Source organism: Desulfosporosinus youngiae DSM 17734, assembly GCF_000244895.1.
Taxonomy (GTDB): Bacteria; Bacillota; Desulfitobacteriia; order Desulfitobacteriales; family Desulfitobacteriaceae; genus Desulfosporosinus; species Desulfosporosinus youngiae.
This window is the reverse complement of record NZ_CM001441.1, coordinates 2,319,351-2,339,970: the sequence shown is the minus strand read 5'-3', so window position 1 is coordinate 2,339,970 and position 20,620 is coordinate 2,319,351. Positions and strand designations below refer to the sequence as shown.

Below are 20,620 nucleotides of genomic sequence, written 5' to 3'. Positions count from 1 at the left end.
ACAACTGTCATTATATTACCTGTGGTTAACATGAAGCAATCCGTAGTCAAATATTTGTTTCACATGTTCGTCATCCAGGGAATAGTAGACCACTTTACCCTCTTTTCTGAATTTAACTAACCGGGTTTGTTTTAATATCCTAAGTTGATGGGAAATGGCTGATTGGTTCATACCTAGAAGGGCCGAAATATCACAAACACACATTTCAGCCGTCAATAAAGCACAAATAATTTTTATTCGAGTATTATCGCCAAAAACTTTAAAAAGTTCAGCCATATCAAATAATTTTTCTTTCGAGGGCATTGTAGATTTTACCATGGCAATAACATCCTCATGGATAATATTACAGCTGCAGCTTTCAAACTTTATATCTTCAGCCAATTTATACCACTTCCCTCAAACTTAATGTCACTATATATAAGAAAAGAAGCCTTGAGACTATATCAAACTTTGATGTACCTCAAGGCTTTCGTTTGCCGGTTAAGTTTTAAGTATTTAAATCTGTTACGTACCGCTCCTGAGCGAACCCTATCAGTCCATACTAATGTGTTCAGTTGTCACTACCTCTTAGTCTACCTTAAAAAATGATAGATAGCAAACATTCGGGTTCAACTAACTTGTCTCCGTTAAAAGTTTTAGAAATGGGAATTTTTAAGACAAATTCAATGGCTTTGGTAAAATAAATCGCCTTAATCGTCCCTCCATGCAGCTCAAGGATTCTTTTGCAATAGCAAGTCCCAGTCCTGAGCTATTTTCCTCGGTTCTTGAAGGGACCCCTTTTAAAAATCTCTCAAACAGTTTTTTGCAAATCAAACTGTACCTGCTTTTCCCCATCTTATTTGGTGCTCTGACCGCCTATGTTTTTGTTCAGGAATATCAAGATCGAACCATCATCCATCTGTTTACCCTCCCGGAAAGCCGAACCAAGATCCTGCTGACCAAAATAACTCCTTAACGAATTAGGGGTAAGTGCCGGTAAACCCATTAAAATGCAAAAACTTTACTCAAATCTATGATTAAGTCTGGAAATATTGATACCATTATTTCATCATCCTCAGTATATAACTCAGTTCTGCCGTATCTTTGATTACCTTGCAAAACGAAGACACTAACGAGTTTTTGATCAGGTTCTACAATCCAATACTCCTGAACACCGGCTTTTTCATATTTATTGAACTTTATTACCCTGTCCATTTTTACGGATGAAGGAGAAATGATTTCTATAATCATTTCTGGTGCTCCATTGCAACCGTTATTATCTAGTTTCGATTTATCACACACAATGGATATATCAGGTTCGACAATGTTCTTAACTTCCTTCTCATTCTTTTCATTTCCTAATGGTAATCTAACGCAAAAAGGCGCAGGATAAACTTTGCAGAGTTTGTCTGATAAATAGTTAGCGATTTGTCTTACTAATTCTGTCAGTGCTTCCTGGTGTGCAGGTGCTGGAGCTGCTTGCATATACGGTACTCCGTCAATAATTTCCCATCGTTCATCGTCTGGATACTTCAAATAGTCTGCATATGTATATTCGTTTTTATCATGCAATAATGGAATAGTAAACACTCTCCTTTACTAAGATTTATCCAATTAATGGTATTATTATCATAGCACGCTAGCTTATCATTCTCAATCGTATATCTTAGCCAACGTAATATTTAGTTCAAAATACTAAAAACCGGCGATAATACGCCAATAAACCTCTATATTCAACATAAAAACCTTATAATTAGATAGAGTAGGAGGAGTTCTCCCCCCCAAATCCAACTCTAACGAAAACTAAAATTCAGGACAAGAATACCACGGAATCTAGATTTTTTCAATTGTTAGAACCCATTTTATCTTATTCCTTTATTTCTCGTGATTTCTCTATAATAAAAGCCCCGGCATCTTTTGCATTAAGACGCCGGGGTCTCTGATTTCCCATTGACTAGTTCTAAAAAACATCCGCAATGAACCGTTCTAATTGTTCCAAATTTGAACAGTGATAGACCGCGCTGCAGCCTTTGATATAGTTCTCCATAACACAATCATCACTATACCATAAATCCTCACTTATTGGATTAAGCCAATATAAAGCCGCAGCACTTTCTTTGATTTGAGACAAAACGTCGCTCCCATCAATTCGGTTCCGGTTGTTTTTAGCATCACCCAAAATCAAAACGGTTGTTTTGCGGTTAAGGCAAGTGCGGTAAGTGTCGTTAAATTGGTGCAATACATTTCCGTAATGGGAGTACCCGGTAAGATTAAATCCTTTGAGAGTGCTAAGAGAGTTCAGAGCCTTATCCCATTCCTGCTCCTTAAAAAAATCGGTCACTTCCAGCAACATGTCAACAAATATGAAGGTACGAATATTAGTAAAACGCTTTTGTATGGTGTAAATAAACATTAACATGAAATAACTGAACCTTTTTACAGAATTGGACATATCACATACAAGCCAAAGATCAGGTTTAGAGGGTTTGGTCTGCATTTTAACCAGCTCCATCAGAATTCCGCCGGTCTGGATTGCTTTCTTAAGGCTCCTGTTCAGACTAATTGTCCCATTTTTGCCGGGCTTCCGGCGCCTGCCTTTTTTCACAGCAAGCTTTCTCCCCAGCTTTTCAACTTCTCGGGAGATCTGAGCTTGCTGCCTGCTGTCCGCCTCCGTGAATTTAAGGTATTTGGGATTGTTTTTTTTCATAATTTCCGTCAAATGCTCACGGCTCATATTTTTGACCAGTTGGGCTTCGATCGTTTCCTGCAGTAATATACTCCATTCGTTGAGAGATTCCTGAGCGGAAGCGTACTCCTCCTCAGAAATCCGCCCCTCTCTAAAGGAATTCTCAACCATCTGGTTTACTTCCAGCCATCCGCTTCTCTGCTTAAAATCATTGAGGGCTTCCTGCCGGTTTTCCAGAAGAAGGCTAAGCTCCAAATTCAGGCTTTTGACCATGGCATAAATCAGAGCCAGATCATTTTTCAGCACGGCATTAATCATTAAATCTACCGGAAGACCCTGGCCGGAACTTCCCAGGCCCTCTCCGCTAACTGAAGAAACCCGCCGGGAAAGCTCTAATAAACGGTTGCCGGTTATTTCTTCATCGGGTTCAAAGTAAAGCTCCACTAGCCATTGAATATAGTTCGTACCCCACTCTGTTTTAATCATGGTGGCATTAACAATGTTGTAAAAATGATAGTTATCAAGGTCCTTTTTATCTATCAGGTTAAGGAGGTGCAGACAGTCGGAAACTTCCTGCGTGCCGACACTTATTCCCGAATCCCTCAGAATTCTGGCTAGATTAAGGATTAAATATTCCACTAAACCAGTCCTTTTGGTTTAATTGATCCATAATTTTTTCACAATCATCTTTGAATTTTAAAAGAATATTGAGGGTATCCCTGATCCTATCAGCCGAAAGCTCTTCAATATACATATGATCTAAAATCCGGACCCAATCGATAACCTCACTGATACTTGGGTGCTTTTTCAGCTTTTCGAGCCTTAAACCTCTGACAAAGGTTACGACTTGCTTTCCCAATAAAGCCTTAAGGTCAGGAAAATGAAGTCTCAGAATTTCCAGCTCCCTTTGCTCATTGGGGTAATCCAAGTATAAATAGAGACATCGTCTCCGCAAGGCATTGCTTAAATTCCGCGTATTGTTGCTGGTCAGGATTACTGAGGGTATGCTTGCTGCGGCAATGGTCCCGGTTTCAGGAATGGATATTTGCCAGTCCGAAAGTATTTCCAGCAGAAAGCTTTCAAATTCCTCATCACTTTTATCAATCTCATCAATCAACAGTACCGAAGGGTTCTCACTATTGATGGCTTTCAACAAAGGTCTCTCCAAAAGGAATTCCCGGGAATAAATACGATGACTTGCATCGGACCAGGTCCTTAGATCTGAACTTTGGGTTTGCAGGTAGAGCAATTGCTTATGATAATTCCATTCATAAAGGGCTTTGCTTTCGTCAATACCTTCATAACATTGCAGGCGGATCAGATTTCTGTCAAGATATTGACTCCATACTTTAGCCAGCTCTGTTTTGCCGGCTCCGGCAGGACCTTCAATCAGCAATGGTTTGTTCAGTAATAAGGAATATTGCAATATCAGTGCTGCAGTGTCATCCGCTATATAACCATTTTGTTTTAATCCTTGCTTCAATTGTTCCGACTTCATGAATCCCCTTAAATCCCCTTTGTCAATTTTCGGCTAATGCCCTTATTCTACGCTTTTCCACTAAACCCTGCCAGTAAACTCTTTGCTTTAAACATGGTAATCTTATCTTGTTTGTTACGCGGATTGATCTAAAAGATACTTTAGTACCGCCCTTCAAGCTCTTTAATCCGCCGATAAAGCTCTTCATTGACAGGGGTCGAAACATGGTGTTTTTTCCCCAGTTCCAATACCGCCCCCGAAAATAATTCCACCTCGCTGAATCGTTTAGCTTCCAGATCCTGCCGCATGGAGGGCTTGCCTTCCGGACTAAGATGATCTAAAACATTAAGCCAATACTCTAAGTCCGTCTCTATCAAAGAAATGCCTTCCTTTTCGGACAGAACCATGACCTCTTTCATGGCTGAGATCATAGTATCTCTAGCCGCACCCATTTTTTGAATCTCACCATAGTTGCTCTCATAGACCGCAACCGTTTGATTCACGCCTACATTAAGCATGAATTTCCCCCAGATTCGCTTATTCATATCGGTAACTGCTTCAAAGGGAACAGCCTTGCTTTCCAAAAAATGAGCAACCCTTTTGACTCGTTCCGAAATCACCCCCGGTTCCCTTTCTCCGAAAACCAGCATCCCCATGTGATCATAGGTTAAGCGATTGTCAACTTTAACCGCATCCATTCCCTGGGCGATACAGTAAAGGATTCTGTCCATCCCATAGGTCTGCCCAATGATGGTTTCACTGGTAATTCCATTCAGAGCGGATAAGATGATTGTATGTTCTCCTACCTGATTCTTAACAGCTTGGACGGCATCCTTCAAGCCATTGTACTTCACCGCAAAAACAACCAGATCGGCAGGTTCTCCCGCTTCTTCCGGTTCTATATAGCTGAATTCGCAGCGTTCACCATTGCAATAGACGGAATCCTTTTCATACTTTCGAATTCGTTCCTGATCGGCAATAATTCTTAAATCTCCTTGGGGCATTCTCTTGGCCAAATGATGTCCAAATAAAATTCCTAAGGCCCCTAAACCAATAATCGATACCGTTTTTATCTCCATAGCATTTTAACCCTTTCCTGAATTGCTTCCTGTCCCATTATATCATGCTAAATATGTCCTAAGAAGAACTATGGGAAGACATTCCCAAACCAGAAATAATCTTCAATCTAACTAATGATTAACCAGGGACATGAAAAGCGAATAATCCTATAGGCACTTTTCAGTGCCTATAGGATTATTCTTTCCTCGTCCGTATAATGGTCATGTCTGTGTACATAGACATAGCAAGTCAAGTTATTTCTATGTAAGTTCGTTAATCAAATAGGATTAAGGCAATTACTTCCAAATCGACAGTCCCTGTGTTTTCAAGGGAATGCTTTTCGCCATTGTTAGTGACAATGACATCACCGGGTTTAACGGGCGTTAAGTCTCCGTTATCATTGATCAGACCTTCACCGCTTAAAACAACATAAGTCTCGAAATCCCCAACATGTTCGTGAAGTCCAATGGAGCTGCCAGGTTTCAGGACGTTTTTGCAGAATAACCGCCCTTTGCCCTTAAATTCGTCCTTTTCTGTTTCAAGAAAATGGGTCATTTGAAGTTCGCCTTGGCCTCCCCGGAAATTGGAAACTGAATCTGTTCTCAAATCGCCTGAACGTTTAATCATGTCAGTGCTCCTTCATTGTGAATTTAATAAAGATTATAGCACATATCGTCAACAATTATCTTAATTTTTTAGGGTATTCCTTACATGTATGTACCATTTAGAGAGGCTGACTTGTATTAAGGGAAAACTTTATGTTATAATTTCTTCCAAGTTTTAGGATCTGTAAATCAATTAATTTTAAGTAAAGGAGTCTTTATGAATAATTATTTAGAGAAATACGCACATCTGATTGTAAAGACAGGCATCAACCTCCAAGACAAGCAAACTCTTGTTATTTCTGCTCCTCTTGAATCCGCCCCTTTTACCCGCTTGGTTGCTGAAAAAGCTTATCTGGAAGGCGCGCGGGATGTTGTCATTCAATGGCGTGATGAATTATTTTCCAAAATCCGCTATCTCCATGGTCCGGAGGAAATTTTTGATGAATTTCCAGAGTGGCAAAAGGAATTTTATTTATCCTATGTCCATCAAGGAGCCGCATTCTTGAGTATAGCTGCCTCAGATCCTGAGCTAATGAAGGATGTGAATCCCCTGCGGATCACTAAGGCCCAAAAAGCAAGCAATACGGCTCTTAAAGATTATCGGGAACGACTTATGAGCAACAAAAATACCTGGTGCGTTGTCTCCATACCGACAGCGGCCTGGTCTAAAAAAGTTTTTCCGGACCTTTCTGAGGACGAATCAATCCAAAAGCTCTGGGAGACCATTTTCAAGACGGTCCGTGTTGATACTGATAATCCTGTTGCTTCCTGGGAAGAGCATAAAGGGAATCTGAAAAGACGCAGTGACCTTTTGAATTCCCTGGGCTTAACATCCCTCCATTACAAAAATTCCTTAGGCACCGATTTAACCATAGAGCTTCCTGAAAATCATATTTGGCTGGGCGGTTCCGAATATACTCCTGAGGGAATCGAGTTTATTGCCAATATGCCGACTGAAGAGGTATTTACACTGCCTAAAAAAACAGGCGTCAAGGGCAAAGTCGTTAGTTCAATGCCTCTAAACTATAACGGAAACCTGATAGAAAACCTTTCCCTGACGTTTGAGGAAGGCAGGATTGTCGACTTTCAGGCGGAAAAAGGATTCGAAACCCTTAAGACACTCATTGAGACGGATGAGGGCTCCCATTATCTCGGAGAGGTGGCTTTGGTTCCCTATGATTCACCTATCTCCAATTCCAAACTATTATTCTACAACACTCTCTTCGATGAAAACGCCTCCTGCCATTTGGCCTTAGGAAAAGCCTACCCTGTCTGTCTGAAAAACAGTGAATCACTGACTCAGGAGGACTTATCAAGACAAGGAGCTAACGAATCTCTGGTCCATGTTGACTTCATGATCGGAACAAGCGACCTTGAAATCATTGGGAAAACCTCTGAGGGCAACTCAATTCCAATCTTTAAAAACGGCAATTTCGCTCTGTAACCACGTTCATCCTTTTGCATTAATATCCATATAGCCCAAAATCTTTTCTGCCGTCTCACTTGCCAGTGATTATTGCCGGTTATATAATTAGATCATCTGGAGGGGGTGAGCAAGTGCAGCTTGACAGCTGGATTTTTCTATTTCTAAACCTAACATTCCTGCTGGCGGTTTCAGGATTAACGATTATAATCTTGAAGAGCAGTTTCAAAAATTATAACGTTGAGAATCTTGCAGGCGGAAGAAGTCAAGTCACTTTACGCTCTCTTAACCTGGTAACCTTTAAAAAATATCTTGTTATAAGAAGATTACTTAAACAGAAAAACGACGATGATTCACCCTTTCCAGCCTCTTTAGTCTAATACAAAAACTAAGGAGGAAAATTAAATGCACATTTTCAGTTCAACTTTCTCATCAATATTAAGCTTTTTAATTAACTTCACAAACGATTGGTTTTTTGCCATAGCTCTATTGACTATTGGAATTAAGATATTTCTTTTTCCATTTTCCTTGAAACAACAACGTGCTCAGTTATTGACATCAAACTTCAATAAAGCGAAATCCATATTAACTAATAAGTTTAAAAATAAAACAGAAAAGGCAAATGCAGAAATATTAAAGATGGCTTCTAAATATAAGGTTAATTCCATTACTATGTTTATTCCCCTTTTAATTCAAGCACCCATCTTCTTCTCTTTATACTTTTCTGTTCTTAATTTAAACTCATCCGTCGGAAGCCATGTCCTGCCCTGGATCTCCGGCGTCCACTCTATAGACAATCTTCACATCCTGCCATTGCTTGCCGGTTTATCCCAAGGGTTAAGCGGATTTACCATGGACGGCAAAAATTTATTCGTTTATATTGTTCCAGTTGTTATCGGATTAGTTTTTCTATGGAAAGCCCCCGCTGCCCTCAGTGCTTACTGGATTGTCAACTCTGTCTCGAAATTCCTTGAGATGAAGATCTTTTCTTTGAGCATTGTCCAACGTAAGTTCCTCAATATCCCTACTCCTGAACAAATGGCAGAAAAAACGGCGTAATTCTCCAGCCCGGTTATTCCGGGCTTTTTTGCAGTTACTTTCATTTGCCGCTTGACCCACAAGCCCTTCGGAAAATCCACATATTCATAGAATAATACAATACCAAAATTATATTCTTTTATATCGCTTTTGAATATGATGCTATTAAAGATATTAATAGCGAAGGAGGCCGTTGGTTATGAGTGAATGTTATGTTCTTGATAAAAAATGTCCAAAGTGTTTTGGCATTGGCAGAATCGTGAACCTGACACATAAAAAATTAACGATTGTTGAAAAGCCGGCCCCGGAGAAACTCGATGATCCCCTCCCCGTTTGTACCGAATGCAATGGCACGGGAATAATACTCCCCAAAGAAGTAAAAGAACTCTTAGAATATATCCTTTCCTGATTAACTAGCTGTACGATGAACCTTGTATTTTCCTCATATCTAAAACCTTATCAATGCCTTGATGATGCCGCGGCGACGGCATGAGCGGCTACACTGAAAAACCCCCCAAAGACATGCAGAAAAGTCCCCAGACCCGCAAGCAGGGCAGCTTCGTCCACAGAAGCGAACCCATTGCATGGAGAGGCGTTAAAAGCCCACAAGACGGTGCGGGAAGACGTAGCCACGGGTTCACATCAGGTATTACCCTGAGGTTTGGCGAAGTCCCGCACCGGCGAGTGGGCCAGCCTCGGAATGCTGCGGTACGAAGACACTGTCTTCGCACGAATTAACTAATCTTGCACGGATGTGGCGAAACTGCCCGACCCAAGCGCACTCCCGTTTTCACCATCTGATGGTGCTGTAACAACGGCATGAAAGTCTGATTATTAACAAAAACGGCCGAATTGACATCGGCCGTTTTTGCAAAGCTAATCCGGATTTTCCAACTTATAATACTCCCAAATGCAGTCCGAATCGGACAAAAACCGCCAGCATCAATAACAAAACTATGAACGTAATCGCCCGGTAATCCCTCGAGGCAAACTTAATTTCGCCCATAGATGTCCAAGTTCGTGTCAAGCCATACCCCCGATTCAGCATTGCCATGGATAATGAATTAGCCATCATAATTGAATTGATAAACAAAGGAATCATAATCGTAAGGTAGGATCGGATAGAACCGGCGATCCCCTTTTCGTTGAATTTAGTACCACGCGCCTTTTGTGCTTCTAAGATCAGCCGGCGTTTTTTATCCAGGGTCGGAATAAATCGTATAGCCATCGTCAGCATCATGGAAACCTCAACAGGAACTCTCATTTTATGAAAAAATTCAGTAAAATCATCCATAGACGTGGTCAACGTCAACACCGAGGAAGCAATCATCATACCCAAAAGACGAAGGATAAAGGTAGTGCCCATCAGGAATCCCCCTAAGGTTGCTCCTAATCGGTCTCCCGGCAGAGCATAAAAGAGGATCGCCTGGCTGGAAGTCCGATCAAAGCGTTCAGGCGCAAAGGTAAATCCTGTGATTAGAATAATCGATAGGATGATAGGAAGCAAAGGAAGCAGCATTCTCCCGATCTTTTGCAGGGGAATTTTTATCCAGCAGGCCAGCAGTCCTGTAGAGAAAAGGATTAAGAGCTGATACTTTGGATCTTGAAAAAGAAATGAACTAATTATAAGCCCTAAGAAACCCAGCATCTTAGTGCGTACATCTAAGCGGTGGATCAGGGTATCCCCCGGCAAATACTCTAACATCCTATCTTCTCCAGTCTTTCGAACATCGCCGTAAAATCCCTTGATTCGACAAAAATTTCATTTCCTAAAATGTCTTTCAATCGCGAGGAAAGCCTGCAGAGCTGCGGCGGAATAATGGCAGAGTCACGGAGAATTTGTTCTTTAGCAAAAACATCTTGAGGGGTGCTGTCTAACAAAATCCTGCCATCGTTTATGACAATAACCCTCTTAGCATATTGGGCAACCAGGTCCATATCATGGCTAATCATTATAATTGTCGTCCCTGCACTGTGGAGTTTACGAATCAAAGCCATCATCGACCGGACTCCTGCCCAGTCTGAGCCGGTGGTCGGTTCGTCAATGATCAATAGTTTAGGCTTTAGGACAAGAATTGAGGCTACGGCAATCATTTGCCGTTCTCCTTTCCCCAAACTAAAGGGGTGAACACTCCGGTACCTTTCCAACCCAGTATAGCGAAGAACCTGATCGACTCGTTCTTTGATTTCCTGGCCTTTGAAGCCCGCATTTTTAAGGCCGAACTCTAATTCTTTCTCAACCGTAGCGGAGAATATTTGATGATCCGGATTTTGAAAAACGAATCCGATGGTTTTTGACAAATCAGACGTATCATACTGTAAGGTATTCATGCCTTCAACAATAACCTCTCCCTGGGTTGGTTTTAAAAGTCCATTAAAATGCTTCGCTAAGGTTGTTTTTCCAGCACCGTTTTGGCCGATTAAAGCCACGAACTCACCCGGTTCAATCGTCAGATTAATTCCCCGCAAGGCGGGCTGTCCGGAGTTGTAGTGGTAAATCAGATCATTGACTTTAACTGAGCTTACTTTCCCAGGCAGGGACAGCTCCCGGTTTAGAAGGTATCCCTCACCCTGTCCTTGTCTTGGCTCAGGCCCGGGCCGGTGTCCCTGTCCATATTTGGGAAACAGCGCTCTGATCAAGTCTTCCGCAGACGGGATATCTAAAGGGATTTCATCAAAGGCAATCCAGCCCTTTTCGTAGAAATACCATCCGATCTGACTGACCGGCAGCGGTTTTATTCCCCACTGATGCATGAGGGGAATATTGCGGAAAAGTTCAGTTGGAAGCCCCCTCCAGGCGATTTCCCCTTGCTTAAGTACAACAACCTCATCCGCCTTATGAATCAGTTCTTCACAGAAGTGCTCGACTAACAGAATGGTTAAGTCCTTTTTCTTTCGCAAATCATCCAGCATTTCATAGATTTCTGCTCGTCCGGTCGGATCAAGCTCTGAAGTCGGTTCGTCCAGCACTAAGATTTCAGGTTCCATCACCAGGACACCCGCAATCGCCAAGCGTTGTTTTTCTCCTCCTGAGAGTTCCTCCGTTAAGCGTTGATTGTACCCTTTGAGACGAACCTTCTCTAAGGTCTGATTGACCTTATGTTTAATCTCGTCGAAAGGAACCAGGAAATTGCGGGGACCAAAAGCAGTATCCTCCTCAACCGTCCGGCCAATAATTTGGGCCTCCGGGTCCTGTAAGACAAGCCCAAGAACCTTGGACAAGGACTGTACCGCTGTTTTCCCGACATTCTTTTCAGCTACGCTCACCTGTCCTGTTAATTCCCCCTCCAGAAGCTGTGGAATCAAGCCGTTTAGGCATAAGCTCAAGGTTGTCTTCCCCGCTCCTGTAGACCCCATTAAGAGAATAAACTTGCCCTTTTCCACAGTTAGGCTGATGTTTTTTAAGCTTGCTTCCGCTGAGTTGGGATAACGGTAGGAGATATTATGGAGTTCGATGGCATTTTCAGAGCGTTTTATGACGTTGATGGTTTCCAAGGTCTTCAACGGTTTTCACCTCATCACTTAAATGAGCCGGCTACCCTTAATTGCTTTGTAGGCTACTGCAGAAATAATTACGTTTAGAGCTGCTCCGACAATGAGAAAAGGCATCAGTCCCATTACCCCTCCCATGCCCATGAACGGCAGCATGGCAAAGGATGAGACAACCCCATTAAGAATAATTCCGACGATAACAGCAGGAATCAAGCCGAGTTTCTCATTCACCCAGCGATAAACTATAGCCCACAAAGCCATTTGTACAGCAACATAAAGATGAATCGGAATGGTCATGGGAAATCCGGCAACTGCTGCTGTCAGCAAATGCCCGGAAGCTATGATGATGGCTCCCGTTAGCCCGCCAAAGGCCAGGGCACTGAAAAATCCAGGTGCCGAGTCCATACCAATGGTTCCAACGGGACTTGGGATCTTTATAAGTGCTCCTACAGCACTTAGGGCAATAAAAATAGCTATAATCGACAACCGTTTGACATTCCAAGGAGAGAGTTTTGATTCCTGATATTTAGTTCCTAAATTATTCATAAAAAGTGTCATTCCTTTCGCAGTGTTCAAAGCACAAAATTAAATCTCCATTTCAGTACAGTTTACCGATTCTCGTCAGGGGCAAATCCGGAAAACTCGAAAAGGCCTGCTCTAAGACTCCGGAGGATAAGGATCGCGATGAAAAAATAAGGCATGAAGACGGCCCTGCCGATTTATCCAAATCAAGAGCGCGAGCCGGATCAAGGCGCAAACGACTGTTTACAGCAGCGGCAAGTCCGTCCGCTTCCACACGTATCCCTTTTGACCCAATAGGAAGGATGTCATGAATACTTGAGATTCCTAAGAGAACCTGCACGGCTTTGACTTGTACAATTTCCGGGTCCTCCGGATTATCCAGTTCAGAACCCACCTTAGGAAATCCTAAACAATAAATGTCGTCACCTGGCTGAGCCGTTCCAATACGCAGCTTATCTTTTTCGGCCACACCAATCACACTGATCCCAAGACCGGTTTGCTGCGTGGGTATGTTTTTCTCTGTGCTTATCGACATAGGCAACGTTGTTAATCCGGCAGATTTGAGTTCATCATTCACCCCTTTTAATAGTTCATCTCCTGTCGGGTACGGCTCATTAGAAATCGCTACGGTCAGCATTTGCGGCACAGCACCTGTGGAAATAACCTCCAGCAAGGCCACTCGTGTGGTCAGCTTTCCTGTAACAAACCAAGAGATCTGATAGGCATCCAATTCTTTCATACCAATCCCACCGCAGGAATCACAGGAAGCCACCAGATATTGTGCTTGATTTATGGAAACAACCTCAACATCCCGACCAAGATATCCCAAGCGTTCCTCCCCCTTTCTATGAACAAAAATAAAAAGTCCACAGTCCATTTTCTTGTCACAAAAGAATCAGAAAATGGACCATGAACTTTACCTTTGTTCATGACTCACAAACATCACAGGCAGGTCTCCTGACTAAGAATCATCGACACTATGCGCCTTCCCAGTTTCCCAGTGGACAATGCATAAGTCTCCTCTTTACAGTGGTGGGTCCGTCCGGGATTCTCACCCAGTTCCCTATTCACCCTATCTAAGGGCACCTGTAACTAATAAATATTGAATTAATCGTAGTTTAATACAAGAAGAAGCAGAATACAAGCTTAATTTTTGCACTGCAGCGAACAAGAAGGGGAATCTCAAGGCGGGGCTCCTACTTCTTGTTCATCCAATCCTTTTTCAGATTCGACTTTCCAGAGCTTATATCGTTCAAGATCAACACTTATTTGGGATATAACAAAGCCGGCCACTGCCGCGTCATCGACTAACCCCGCAAAGGGAATATAATCGAACACCCCATCTATGGGGGACACAAAGTAGATGATGCCCAGAACAATCATAAGCAGCGAGCGGGCAGGCATTTCCGTATAGCTGCCATTAATCCAGTCTTTAAATACTCCGAATAAAAGCTGAAATTTCTCCCATGCCTCGCCCAGCAAACTTCGCTTGGCGTCAGCCTTTCGCAAAGCATTATTGAGAAGATTTAAGGATTTTTTCTTATCGTTCATATACTCTTTGGCTTTCTCTTGATAAGGTTTTAAGCGTTTATTATTGAGGATATCTAAATCCATTCTTCCACCCCTTTACCAGAACTATAGCCTGAAATGCTTGTCCGCTTAAACTTAAATCTTTAACAGCTTGCCCTTTATGAAAGTTTCTAAATCACACACATAAAAACATACTTTTTGGAGATATTAGACTAGGAATTTACTTTAAGGAGGAATACTGAATGTCAAAGCAAGTTACTAAAATGTCTCAGCCAAACAGCGGGATCAAATGTCTAGTTAATACTTGCCATTATTACGGTTCAGGAGATCACTGTCATGCTGAGAAAATCGAAGTGCAGTCTCCTAATGCAAGTACCAGCGAAATGACAGACTGTGCAACCTTCCTTCCAGAATAAACAGTATCGTTCTTATCCCGAACTGTAAATGAAGTTTAAAGGCTTGTCTGATCCAGACAAGCCTTTAAACTTTGATTCAACGCAATTATCCTATAAATACCGAATTTTCATACATGAAAAATAAATCGTTCATCCCGGCTTTAGTCTATACCCGCTTTCTTGCTTAAAAGTCCTGCCGAAGCGATAAACTTCAAGGCTTCTTCGGAGGAGACTTCGAGAAGCTGGACTTGATCCTTGGGTACAACAATCAGGTTCCCGGCCCATTGCATTGACTGCATTAAGTAGACCGCTACATAGTCTTTAGGAATAAAAGCGCTTTCTTCATCATTGGTAAGGAATCCCAAAAGCTTAAGTTCATTAGACATATGAACCATGACTAACCGGGAAAAGCCTTTTTTATTTGCTGAGAAGGAGTTCACAGTGTCTTTAATAATTCCATAGATATTGCCCAGCAGGGGAACTTTAATCAGAACTTTGTCCAAGTAATCTAACACCCGATTTGTAAGCCAGTTCGAGGCTAATAAACCCACCAGAAATATTGCAGCAAGTGTTACGATCACTCCAAGTCCGGGAAAATATAATCCGGCACTCTCCAGCACTCCCTTAAATAACCCATCCATGACTGAGAACATTTTATAGAGAATATAGAAGGTAAGTACGATCGGAGCTAAGACAAGCAGACCCTTTAGAAAGATTCCGATAAAATGTTTCAAATTTTCCTCTCTCCATTTTTCCCATACTCGAAAAGAACCTTGCCGGCATCAGATCTCCAGCAAATTCCAATATAATAATTATGCTCTGAAATAATCCCAATGTCAAATTCTCGAACAATTCTTTTCGGCCTCAGCATTCCTTTTAGCACATAATTTCAATAACAAGTCAATGGTATAACTATTAATCCAATGTCTTGATAGTAAATGTATCATCCGCATTGAATATTAATCGATACCTTTCATTAAGGTCGTAAAAAATAATCAGAGGACTATAAGGCCCTACAGGCTCACACGTACTTCTGTGAAAAAACTCCTTTTTCAAACAAATAATTGCGTCGTCATTTTCAGACGTTGAATGAATTCTTACATCAAAATTATCCAATTCAACTGCAAATGTATCGTTGTTCTCATTAAGGTTTAACAAATGCTCATAAATGAGTTTTTCCCTAGTTTCTTTCAGGTCGTTTTTAATAATCTTCATTTAAAATTACCCTCCTTGAGTTTTTATTAATTTTACCCAAAGAAGTAAAAATTAATTATACTGCACAGTAAAAAGTTCTACAACTTTAAGAAGCCAGAGAATTCTGCTGAGTTCAGCAGGAATTTTAAGGTGAGTACATTTTAGGAAATCAAATCTCCCGCCTATTTAATAGCCTATCCTCTTCTGCTTCCTCCCTCTAATCTCTTGGCTTTTTCCGCCAAAGTACGGAGCCAGCCCTTGAGTTCATCACTGTTATAATCCTTATCCAGCTGCCACTTCCAATTACCGTGGATTGTTCCCGGGACATTCATACGAGCTTCCTCACCCAGCCCCAAAATATCCTGCATGGGCAAGATAACCCACACCGCCTGGCTTAAATAGACTTCCTCGATAGACTCTCTGCAGGCTTGCAGCAAGATATCTTGTTGATCGATCCTTCCATTCTGCAAAGAAGTGCTGTCCGGGCTGTCTTCTCCGGATGAATCCTTCTTCTTGTACCAGCCTAACAATGTATTATTATCGTGGGTACCCGTATAGTAAACAAAATTAGTCTCCGTTTTTGCTACTTCTTTTAGAGGCGTAAATTGATGCACCTTAATTCCCGGAAAGCCAAACATCTCTTTTAAAGTATTGACCTCGGTTGTTATCACTCCCAAGTCTTCAACAATAAAAGGACATTTCCCAAACGCGGCCAGGATACTTTCAAAAAAACGTTTCCCTGGTCCTTTAATCCAGCGTCCCTTTTCTGCTGTCTTTTCATTGGCATCCACCGCCCAAAAGGCTTCAAAGCCACGAAAATGGTCCAGGCGAATGTATTCAAACTGTTCCAGACCGAACTCCAGGCGCATTTTCCACCAAGCATACTCCGTTGCTGCATGAGCATCCCAATTATAAACCGGATTCCCCCATAATTGTCCTGTCTTACTGAAATAGTCGGGAGGCACCCCTGCTATTTGAGCCGCTCTCCCCCGCTCATCAAGTTTAAACAAATTGCGGTTAACCCAAACATCGCAGCTGTCGGCAGCCACAAAATGAGGTAAATCCCCCATCATTTTAATTCCCTTACTCATAGCGTAAATTTTAAGCTTATCCCACTGATAAAAGAACGTATACTGTAAAAACTCTGCAAAACCGACCTCTTCACGGAGCAGGTAAGAATACTTAGCTAAGGCCTCCGGCTTACGCAAAGCAATCTCCGTGTCCCATGCAAACCAAGGAGCATCACCGAAGTGATCTTTGAGGGCACGAAAGAGGGCATAATCCTCAAGCCACTTCTTATGTTTCTTTTTAAACTTCGCGTAGTTTTCCTGAGATAAGTAGTCAGAGTCTTTAAATGATCGGTTATCTGATTTAATCTGCTCCCCAAACAATTGATAAGCCTCGTAAAGCAAATCCCGCTTTAATTCTTTAAACCCTTCCTTTAATAAACTTTCCCTAAGTCCAATCCTGATTAACTGGTCGTATTTAGCCCGAGTCTCCGTCAGATCCAGGAGACCCTCATAGATCAAATGATCAAGACTGATAAACAGCGGGTTTCCTGCCAACACTGACTCGCTTTGATAAGGACAATCTCCTGCTCCCGCAGGATTGAGCGGTAAAACCTGCCAGATTGAATGCCCTGATTCTGCTAAAAAATCCACAAAGTCATAGGCTTCCTGTCCTAAATCTCCCAGCCCCCAAGCAGAAGGCAAGGAACTTATATGCAGTAAAACTCCGCACGAAGGCTGAAGCTGCAAAGCGGGAGGCCGATTCTTTTTAATAAGAAGTGCTCTTCCGCTTAAAGCATTGACGGATAAAGCACTAAGGGTTTCTGTAAAGAGCTTTTCGCCATTGATTAAGTCAATAACAAACGACGAGGACTCGAGTTTAAGTCTTTCCTTAAGATCAACCGTTTTTGCTTCCTCTCCATGACGATTAATAAGAACACAGATTTCTTCATCATCCCCAACCCGCCTAAAACCGTAAACATCTGCTTCCAAAGACAGTGAGCTAAAATCACCGGTTTGAAGCACCTCAAATTCAGCATGCATGCGCACTAATCGTCGATACCAGGCCAGGATTTCTTTATCTTCCCTGCCCCATGGATAAGTCCCGCGGTTGTAAGGGTCGGCATAACCTTCTACCCCTGCTTCATCTCCATAATATATACTGGGGACTCCGGGAAAGATCATTTGGACTAAGCTTAAGAGTTTCAGCCTCTGTACAGCTAACTTCCGCGCGGCGGCTGAAAGCCGAAAAGTCCTCTGCTGTGACTTTGTCAGACTCTGTTCCGGCGGAGCCTCTCCTAAAAGGGTCAAAATCCGTATTGTATCATGGCTGCCCATCAAATTCATGGCGGCATAGAAATTTTCCCGGGGATAATTCTCGAACAAGCTCATCACTTCATTATGAAGATCTCCGGCATCACTCCGACCGAGAATAAAACGCAGGAAGCTGTCCCGGAAAGGATAGTTCATCGTCCCATCCAGTTCATCCCCCAGCAAATACCGGCGGGGCTTATCATAGCTGATTTTGTTTGAAGCATCTTCCCACACTTCCCCGATCAGCACTGCATCAGGGTTAAGGCTTTTAATCCTTTGCCGAAGCTCCTGAATAAATTCATCGGGAAGTTCATCCGCGACATCTAACCTCCACCCGGCGACCCCCAGGCTTTGCCACTTTTGAATAACACTGTTTTCCGGACCATAGATAAATTGTCTGTAGGAAGAGTCCATTTCATTCACTTCCGGCAGGTCATCAACCCCCCACCAGGATTCATACTCTTCGCGGTTCCCTTTGAATTTGTACCAAGTATAATAGGGGGAATCCGCGGATTGATAGGCTCCGGCTCCCGGATAGCTGCCATATTTGTTGAAATAGATACTGTCACTGCCTGTATGGCTGAACACCCCATCGAGAATAATTGAAATTCCATATTGTTTGGCTGTGCTGATCAAGTCTGCGAAGACTAAATCATCTCCATACATGGGATCGATTTTGAGATAATTGGCTGTGTCATATTTATGATTGCTGGCGGCTTCAAAAATAGGATTAAAGTAAAGAATGCTGATCCCTAATTCTTGAAAGTAGGGCAGCTTTTCCATAATCCCCTGCAGGGTGCCGCCAAAAAAGTCCCAATCAGTTACTCTGCCCTGCTCGTCCTTAATATAGACCGGCTGATCTGACCAATTGGCATGCAGCAGAGCGTTTTTCTTTGGGCAGCAGCTGAACCTGTTATGAAGAGGATTGAAAAACCGATCGACAAAAACTTGATAGATTACCCCTCGCTTATACCACTCAGGGACTGCCGTCGGTTTATGAACTGTAATTTGATAGGCCGGCGGCTCTTGTTCCCAGAGACAGCCTTCACCGCCCAGTCTATGGGAATTATTCCCATAATAATAAGTTTGAGATCCTGCCTTAATTATAAAGTAATACCAGATTAGTCCCGGGATGCCGGGCACTTGATATTCGACCTCATAGGATTCATCCTGCCCGGATTCTTCACCTGGCATCTTCTTGGAAGCAGAATCATAACTCCTCTTCCCGACAGTTTTTTGCATAAGACTCGTTGTTTCATGGTCTGTTTCCCATAAGCGAAGAAGGCAGGCTTCGATAGGCTCCGAAGAAACAGTGCTTAAGCGGAAAATGATTCGCTGTCCGCAGTTAACGGCACCAAACGGGTTACGGTAAAACACATCGTGAGAATTATGATACGCTTCAAATTTCATACATACTCTCCTATACCCTTTTCATGCAAACCTAACCCAATTTTCAGGATATGTGCAATAGGGACTTATAAATTTCGATATAAGCAGCGGCAGATCGGTTCCAGCTGAAATCACACTCCATGCCCCTGAGACGTATCTGATTCCAGATTGGTTTGTTTTCTTGGTAGATTCTCAAGGCTCGCTGTACCGTAAATAATAATTCATGGGCATTGTAATTCATAAAGCTGAATCCATTTCCGGTCCCGGTAATATCGTTATAGGCAAACACGGTATCCTTCAATCCTCCGGTTTCACGAACGATCGGAACAGATCCATAGCGCATAGCGATCATTTGAGCAATACCGCAGGGTTCAAAACGTGAGGGCATGAGAAACATGTCGGTTCCGGCATAAATTTGATGGGCCAGCTGATCTGAGAACTCTAACCGTACAGCGAGTTTCTCCGGATATTTGGCAGCAAAAAATCTCAGCATTTCTTCATATTTATAGTCTCCCGTACCAAGGACTGCCATTTGGATATCCAGTTCCAAAATTTCTTCGAGAACATGCGCCAAAAGATCCAAACCTTTTTGGTCAACGAGCCGGGTTACCATTCCCAGCAGGGCAGTGTCTCCTCTGACCGGAAGTCCCAAAACCCTTTGCAGGTGCTTTTTGTTTTCTTCTTTAGCAAGAGCTATGTCGTGATAGGGCATAACCAGATTAGGATCGTTGAAAGGATCATAGATCTCATTGTCTATACCGTTCAGAATTCCCGTCAGAACTTCCCTTCGTTTTCTTAACATGCCGTCAAGGCTTTCCCCGTAAAAAGGATGCTGAATTTCCTCAGCATAGGTCGGACTCACCGTCGTAATCTGATCTGCATAGAGCAGAGCACCCTTCATAAAATTGATCGCGCCGTGAAATTCCAGGCCATTTTCCTGGAAAAATTCCATACCCAGACCCAAGATATCACCCAGGACTTCCCTGGCAAAAATCCCTTGATATTTCAAGTTATGAATCGTAAAGACGGTTTTTATGGGATAGTAGAGCGGCTCCCGGCTATAAAACTCCTTCAGCATAAGGGGAATTAAAGCCGTATGCCAATCATGACAATGCAGGATATCCGGTTTAAACCCCGGGATGTGTATTAAACTCTCCAGCGCGGCTCGGGAGAAAAACGCGAATCGCTCTGCGTCGTCGTATTCTCCATAAACCTGGGAGCGCGTAAAATAGTACTCGTTGTCAATGAAATAATAAGGCACCCCCTGGTAAACCAGTTCATCTAAGCCGCAATATTGTTTACGCCAAGCAACCTGGACATCGAAATGGGCTAAATGTTTAAACTCTCTCTGAAATTCCTCAGAGATGCTGCTGTACTTGGGCATAATGACGCGCACATCAATACCCTGTTTATGCAGGAAGGCCGGTAATGAACCCGCAACTTCCCCTAACCCGCCGGTTTTAGCAAAAGGATCTGCTTCAGCTGTCACAAAAACCAGTTTCATACTTTC

Annotated in this window: 20 protein-coding genes and 1 riboswitch; of the genes, 5 read left to right on the top strand and 15 right to left on the bottom strand. The window is 42.6% G+C overall.

The genetic code is table 11. The features are described from left to right. Window positions 1–15: 15 nt before the first annotated feature. Entirely contained in the window at window positions 16–318 is a 303-nt protein-coding gene (locus DESYODRAFT_RS10920) for an ArsR/SmtB family transcription factor (protein WP_083842250.1), read from the bottom strand. A gap of 385 nt (window positions 319–703) precedes the next feature. Here DESYODRAFT_RS10920 and DESYODRAFT_RS29945 point away from each other — a divergent pair, with 385 nt between their 5' ends. Beyond that, window positions 704–955, top strand: a complete 252-nt coding sequence (locus tag DESYODRAFT_RS29945) for an ABC transporter permease (RefSeq protein WP_042338443.1) — start codon at window positions 704–706, stop codon at window positions 953–955. Window positions 956–984: 29 nt separating this feature from the next. On the opposite strand, the gene DESYODRAFT_RS10910 is transcribed toward DESYODRAFT_RS29945, so the two are convergent. The 5 genes from DESYODRAFT_RS10910 to DESYODRAFT_RS10890 all read right to left on the bottom strand — a co-directional run bounded on the left by DESYODRAFT_RS10910 (window position 985) and on the right by DESYODRAFT_RS10890 (window position 5,828). Next, window positions 985–1,560, bottom strand: coding sequence for a Uma2 family endonuclease (locus tag DESYODRAFT_RS10910; RefSeq protein ID WP_042339608.1), 576 nt, complete (start codon window positions 1,558–1,560; stop codon window positions 985–987). Window positions 1,561–1,939: 379 nt separating this feature from the next. Further along, entirely contained in the window at window positions 1,940–3,304 is a 1,365-nt protein-coding gene (locus DESYODRAFT_RS10905) for a VWA domain-containing protein (protein ID WP_007782968.1), read from the bottom strand. Continuing rightward, entirely contained in the window at window positions 3,285–4,163 is an 879-nt protein-coding gene (locus tag DESYODRAFT_RS10900; RefSeq protein ID WP_007782967.1) for an AAA family ATPase, read from the bottom strand. The genes DESYODRAFT_RS10905 and DESYODRAFT_RS10900 overlap by 20 nt, the downstream gene beginning before the upstream one ends. A gap of 140 nt (window positions 4,164–4,303) precedes the next feature. After that, window positions 4,304–5,221: a ketopantoate reductase family protein gene (locus DESYODRAFT_RS10895; RefSeq protein ID WP_007782965.1), complete on the bottom strand. Its 918-nt coding sequence runs from the start codon at window positions 5,219–5,221 to the stop codon at window positions 4,304–4,306. 253 nt (window positions 5,222–5,474) lie between these two features. Then, window positions 5,475–5,828, bottom strand: coding sequence for a cupin domain-containing protein (locus DESYODRAFT_RS10890; RefSeq protein ID WP_007782962.1), 354 nt, complete (start codon window positions 5,826–5,828; stop codon window positions 5,475–5,477). Between the two features lie 195 nt (window positions 5,829–6,023). Between DESYODRAFT_RS10890 and DESYODRAFT_RS10885 the strand changes: the two genes are divergently transcribed. The 3 genes from DESYODRAFT_RS10885 to DESYODRAFT_RS10870 all read left to right on the top strand — a co-directional run bounded on the left by DESYODRAFT_RS10885 (window position 6,024) and on the right by DESYODRAFT_RS10870 (window position 8,676). Next, complete coding sequence (locus tag DESYODRAFT_RS10885) at window positions 6,024–7,250, top strand: aminopeptidase (protein WP_007782961.1); 1,227 nt, start codon at window positions 6,024–6,026, stop codon at window positions 7,248–7,250. Window positions 7,251–7,634: 384 nt separating this feature from the next. Then, window positions 7,635–8,288, top strand: a complete 654-nt coding sequence (locus DESYODRAFT_RS10875; protein ID WP_007782958.1) for a YidC/Oxa1 family membrane protein insertase — start codon at window positions 7,635–7,637, stop codon at window positions 8,286–8,288. Window positions 8,289–8,466: 178 nt separating this feature from the next. Then, window positions 8,467–8,676, top strand: coding sequence for a hypothetical protein (locus DESYODRAFT_RS10870; RefSeq protein ID WP_007782956.1), 210 nt, complete (start codon window positions 8,467–8,469; stop codon window positions 8,674–8,676). 486 nt (window positions 8,677–9,162) lie between these two features. Here DESYODRAFT_RS10870 and DESYODRAFT_RS10865 read toward each other — a convergent pair whose 3' ends face one another. The 5 genes from DESYODRAFT_RS10865 to DESYODRAFT_RS10845 all read right to left on the bottom strand — a co-directional run bounded on the left by DESYODRAFT_RS10865 (window position 9,163) and on the right by DESYODRAFT_RS10845 (window position 13,895). Beyond that, window positions 9,163–9,972 (bottom strand): energy-coupling factor transporter transmembrane component T family protein, encoded by an 810-nt coding sequence (locus DESYODRAFT_RS10865; protein WP_007782955.1) that lies wholly within the window; start codon window positions 9,970–9,972, stop codon window positions 9,163–9,165. Then, on the bottom strand, window positions 9,966–11,771 hold the full coding sequence (locus DESYODRAFT_RS10860; protein WP_007782954.1) for an ABC transporter ATP-binding protein: 1,806 nt from the start codon (window positions 11,769–11,771) through the stop codon (window positions 9,966–9,968). The genes DESYODRAFT_RS10865 and DESYODRAFT_RS10860 overlap by 7 nt, the downstream gene beginning before the upstream one ends. Window positions 11,772–11,789: 18 nt before the next feature. Continuing rightward, entirely contained in the window at window positions 11,790–12,305 is a 516-nt protein-coding gene (locus DESYODRAFT_RS10855; RefSeq protein WP_007782952.1) for an ECF transporter S component, read from the bottom strand. 52 nt (window positions 12,306–12,357) lie between these two features. Further along, window positions 12,358–13,110 carry a hypothetical protein gene (locus DESYODRAFT_RS10850; protein WP_007782950.1) on the bottom strand — a complete coding sequence of 251 codons (753 nt, stop codon included), beginning with the start codon at window positions 13,108–13,110 and terminating at the stop codon, window positions 12,358–12,360. Window positions 13,111–13,211: 101 nt separating this feature from the next. Beyond that, window positions 13,212–13,386, bottom strand: a riboswitch (cobalamin riboswitch). A gap of 77 nt (window positions 13,387–13,463) precedes the next feature. Then, window positions 13,464–13,895 carry a YkvA family protein gene (locus DESYODRAFT_RS10845; RefSeq protein WP_007782949.1) on the bottom strand — a complete coding sequence of 144 codons (432 nt, stop codon included), beginning with the start codon at window positions 13,893–13,895 and terminating at the stop codon, window positions 13,464–13,466. 158 nt (window positions 13,896–14,053) lie between these two features. Here DESYODRAFT_RS10845 and DESYODRAFT_RS27300 point away from each other — a divergent pair, with 158 nt between their 5' ends. Continuing rightward, on the top strand, window positions 14,054–14,227 hold the full coding sequence (locus DESYODRAFT_RS27300) for a DUF1540 domain-containing protein (protein ID WP_007782947.1): 174 nt from the start codon (window positions 14,054–14,056) through the stop codon (window positions 14,225–14,227). 140 nt (window positions 14,228–14,367) lie between these two features. Here the strand turns inward: DESYODRAFT_RS27300 and DESYODRAFT_RS10840 are convergent, their stop codons facing one another. The 4 genes from DESYODRAFT_RS10840 to glgA form a co-directional block, all read right to left on the bottom strand. Next, complete coding sequence (locus tag DESYODRAFT_RS10840; protein ID WP_007782946.1) at window positions 14,368–14,940, bottom strand: DUF502 domain-containing protein; 573 nt, start codon at window positions 14,938–14,940, stop codon at window positions 14,368–14,370. Between the two features lie 181 nt (window positions 14,941–15,121). Next, window positions 15,122–15,421, bottom strand: coding sequence for a hypothetical protein (locus tag DESYODRAFT_RS10835; RefSeq protein ID WP_007782945.1), 300 nt, complete (start codon window positions 15,419–15,421; stop codon window positions 15,122–15,124). 173 nt (window positions 15,422–15,594) lie between these two features. Further along, window positions 15,595–19,131, bottom strand: a complete 3,537-nt coding sequence (locus tag DESYODRAFT_RS10830; RefSeq protein WP_007782944.1) for a bifunctional glycogen debranching protein GlgX/4-alpha-glucanotransferase — start codon at window positions 19,129–19,131, stop codon at window positions 15,595–15,597. Between the two features lie 43 nt (window positions 19,132–19,174). Beyond that, entirely contained in the window at window positions 19,175–20,614 is a 1,440-nt protein-coding gene (glgA, locus tag DESYODRAFT_RS10825; protein ID WP_007782942.1) for a glycogen synthase GlgA, read from the bottom strand. Between the last annotated feature and the right edge of the window lie 6 nt (window positions 20,615–20,620).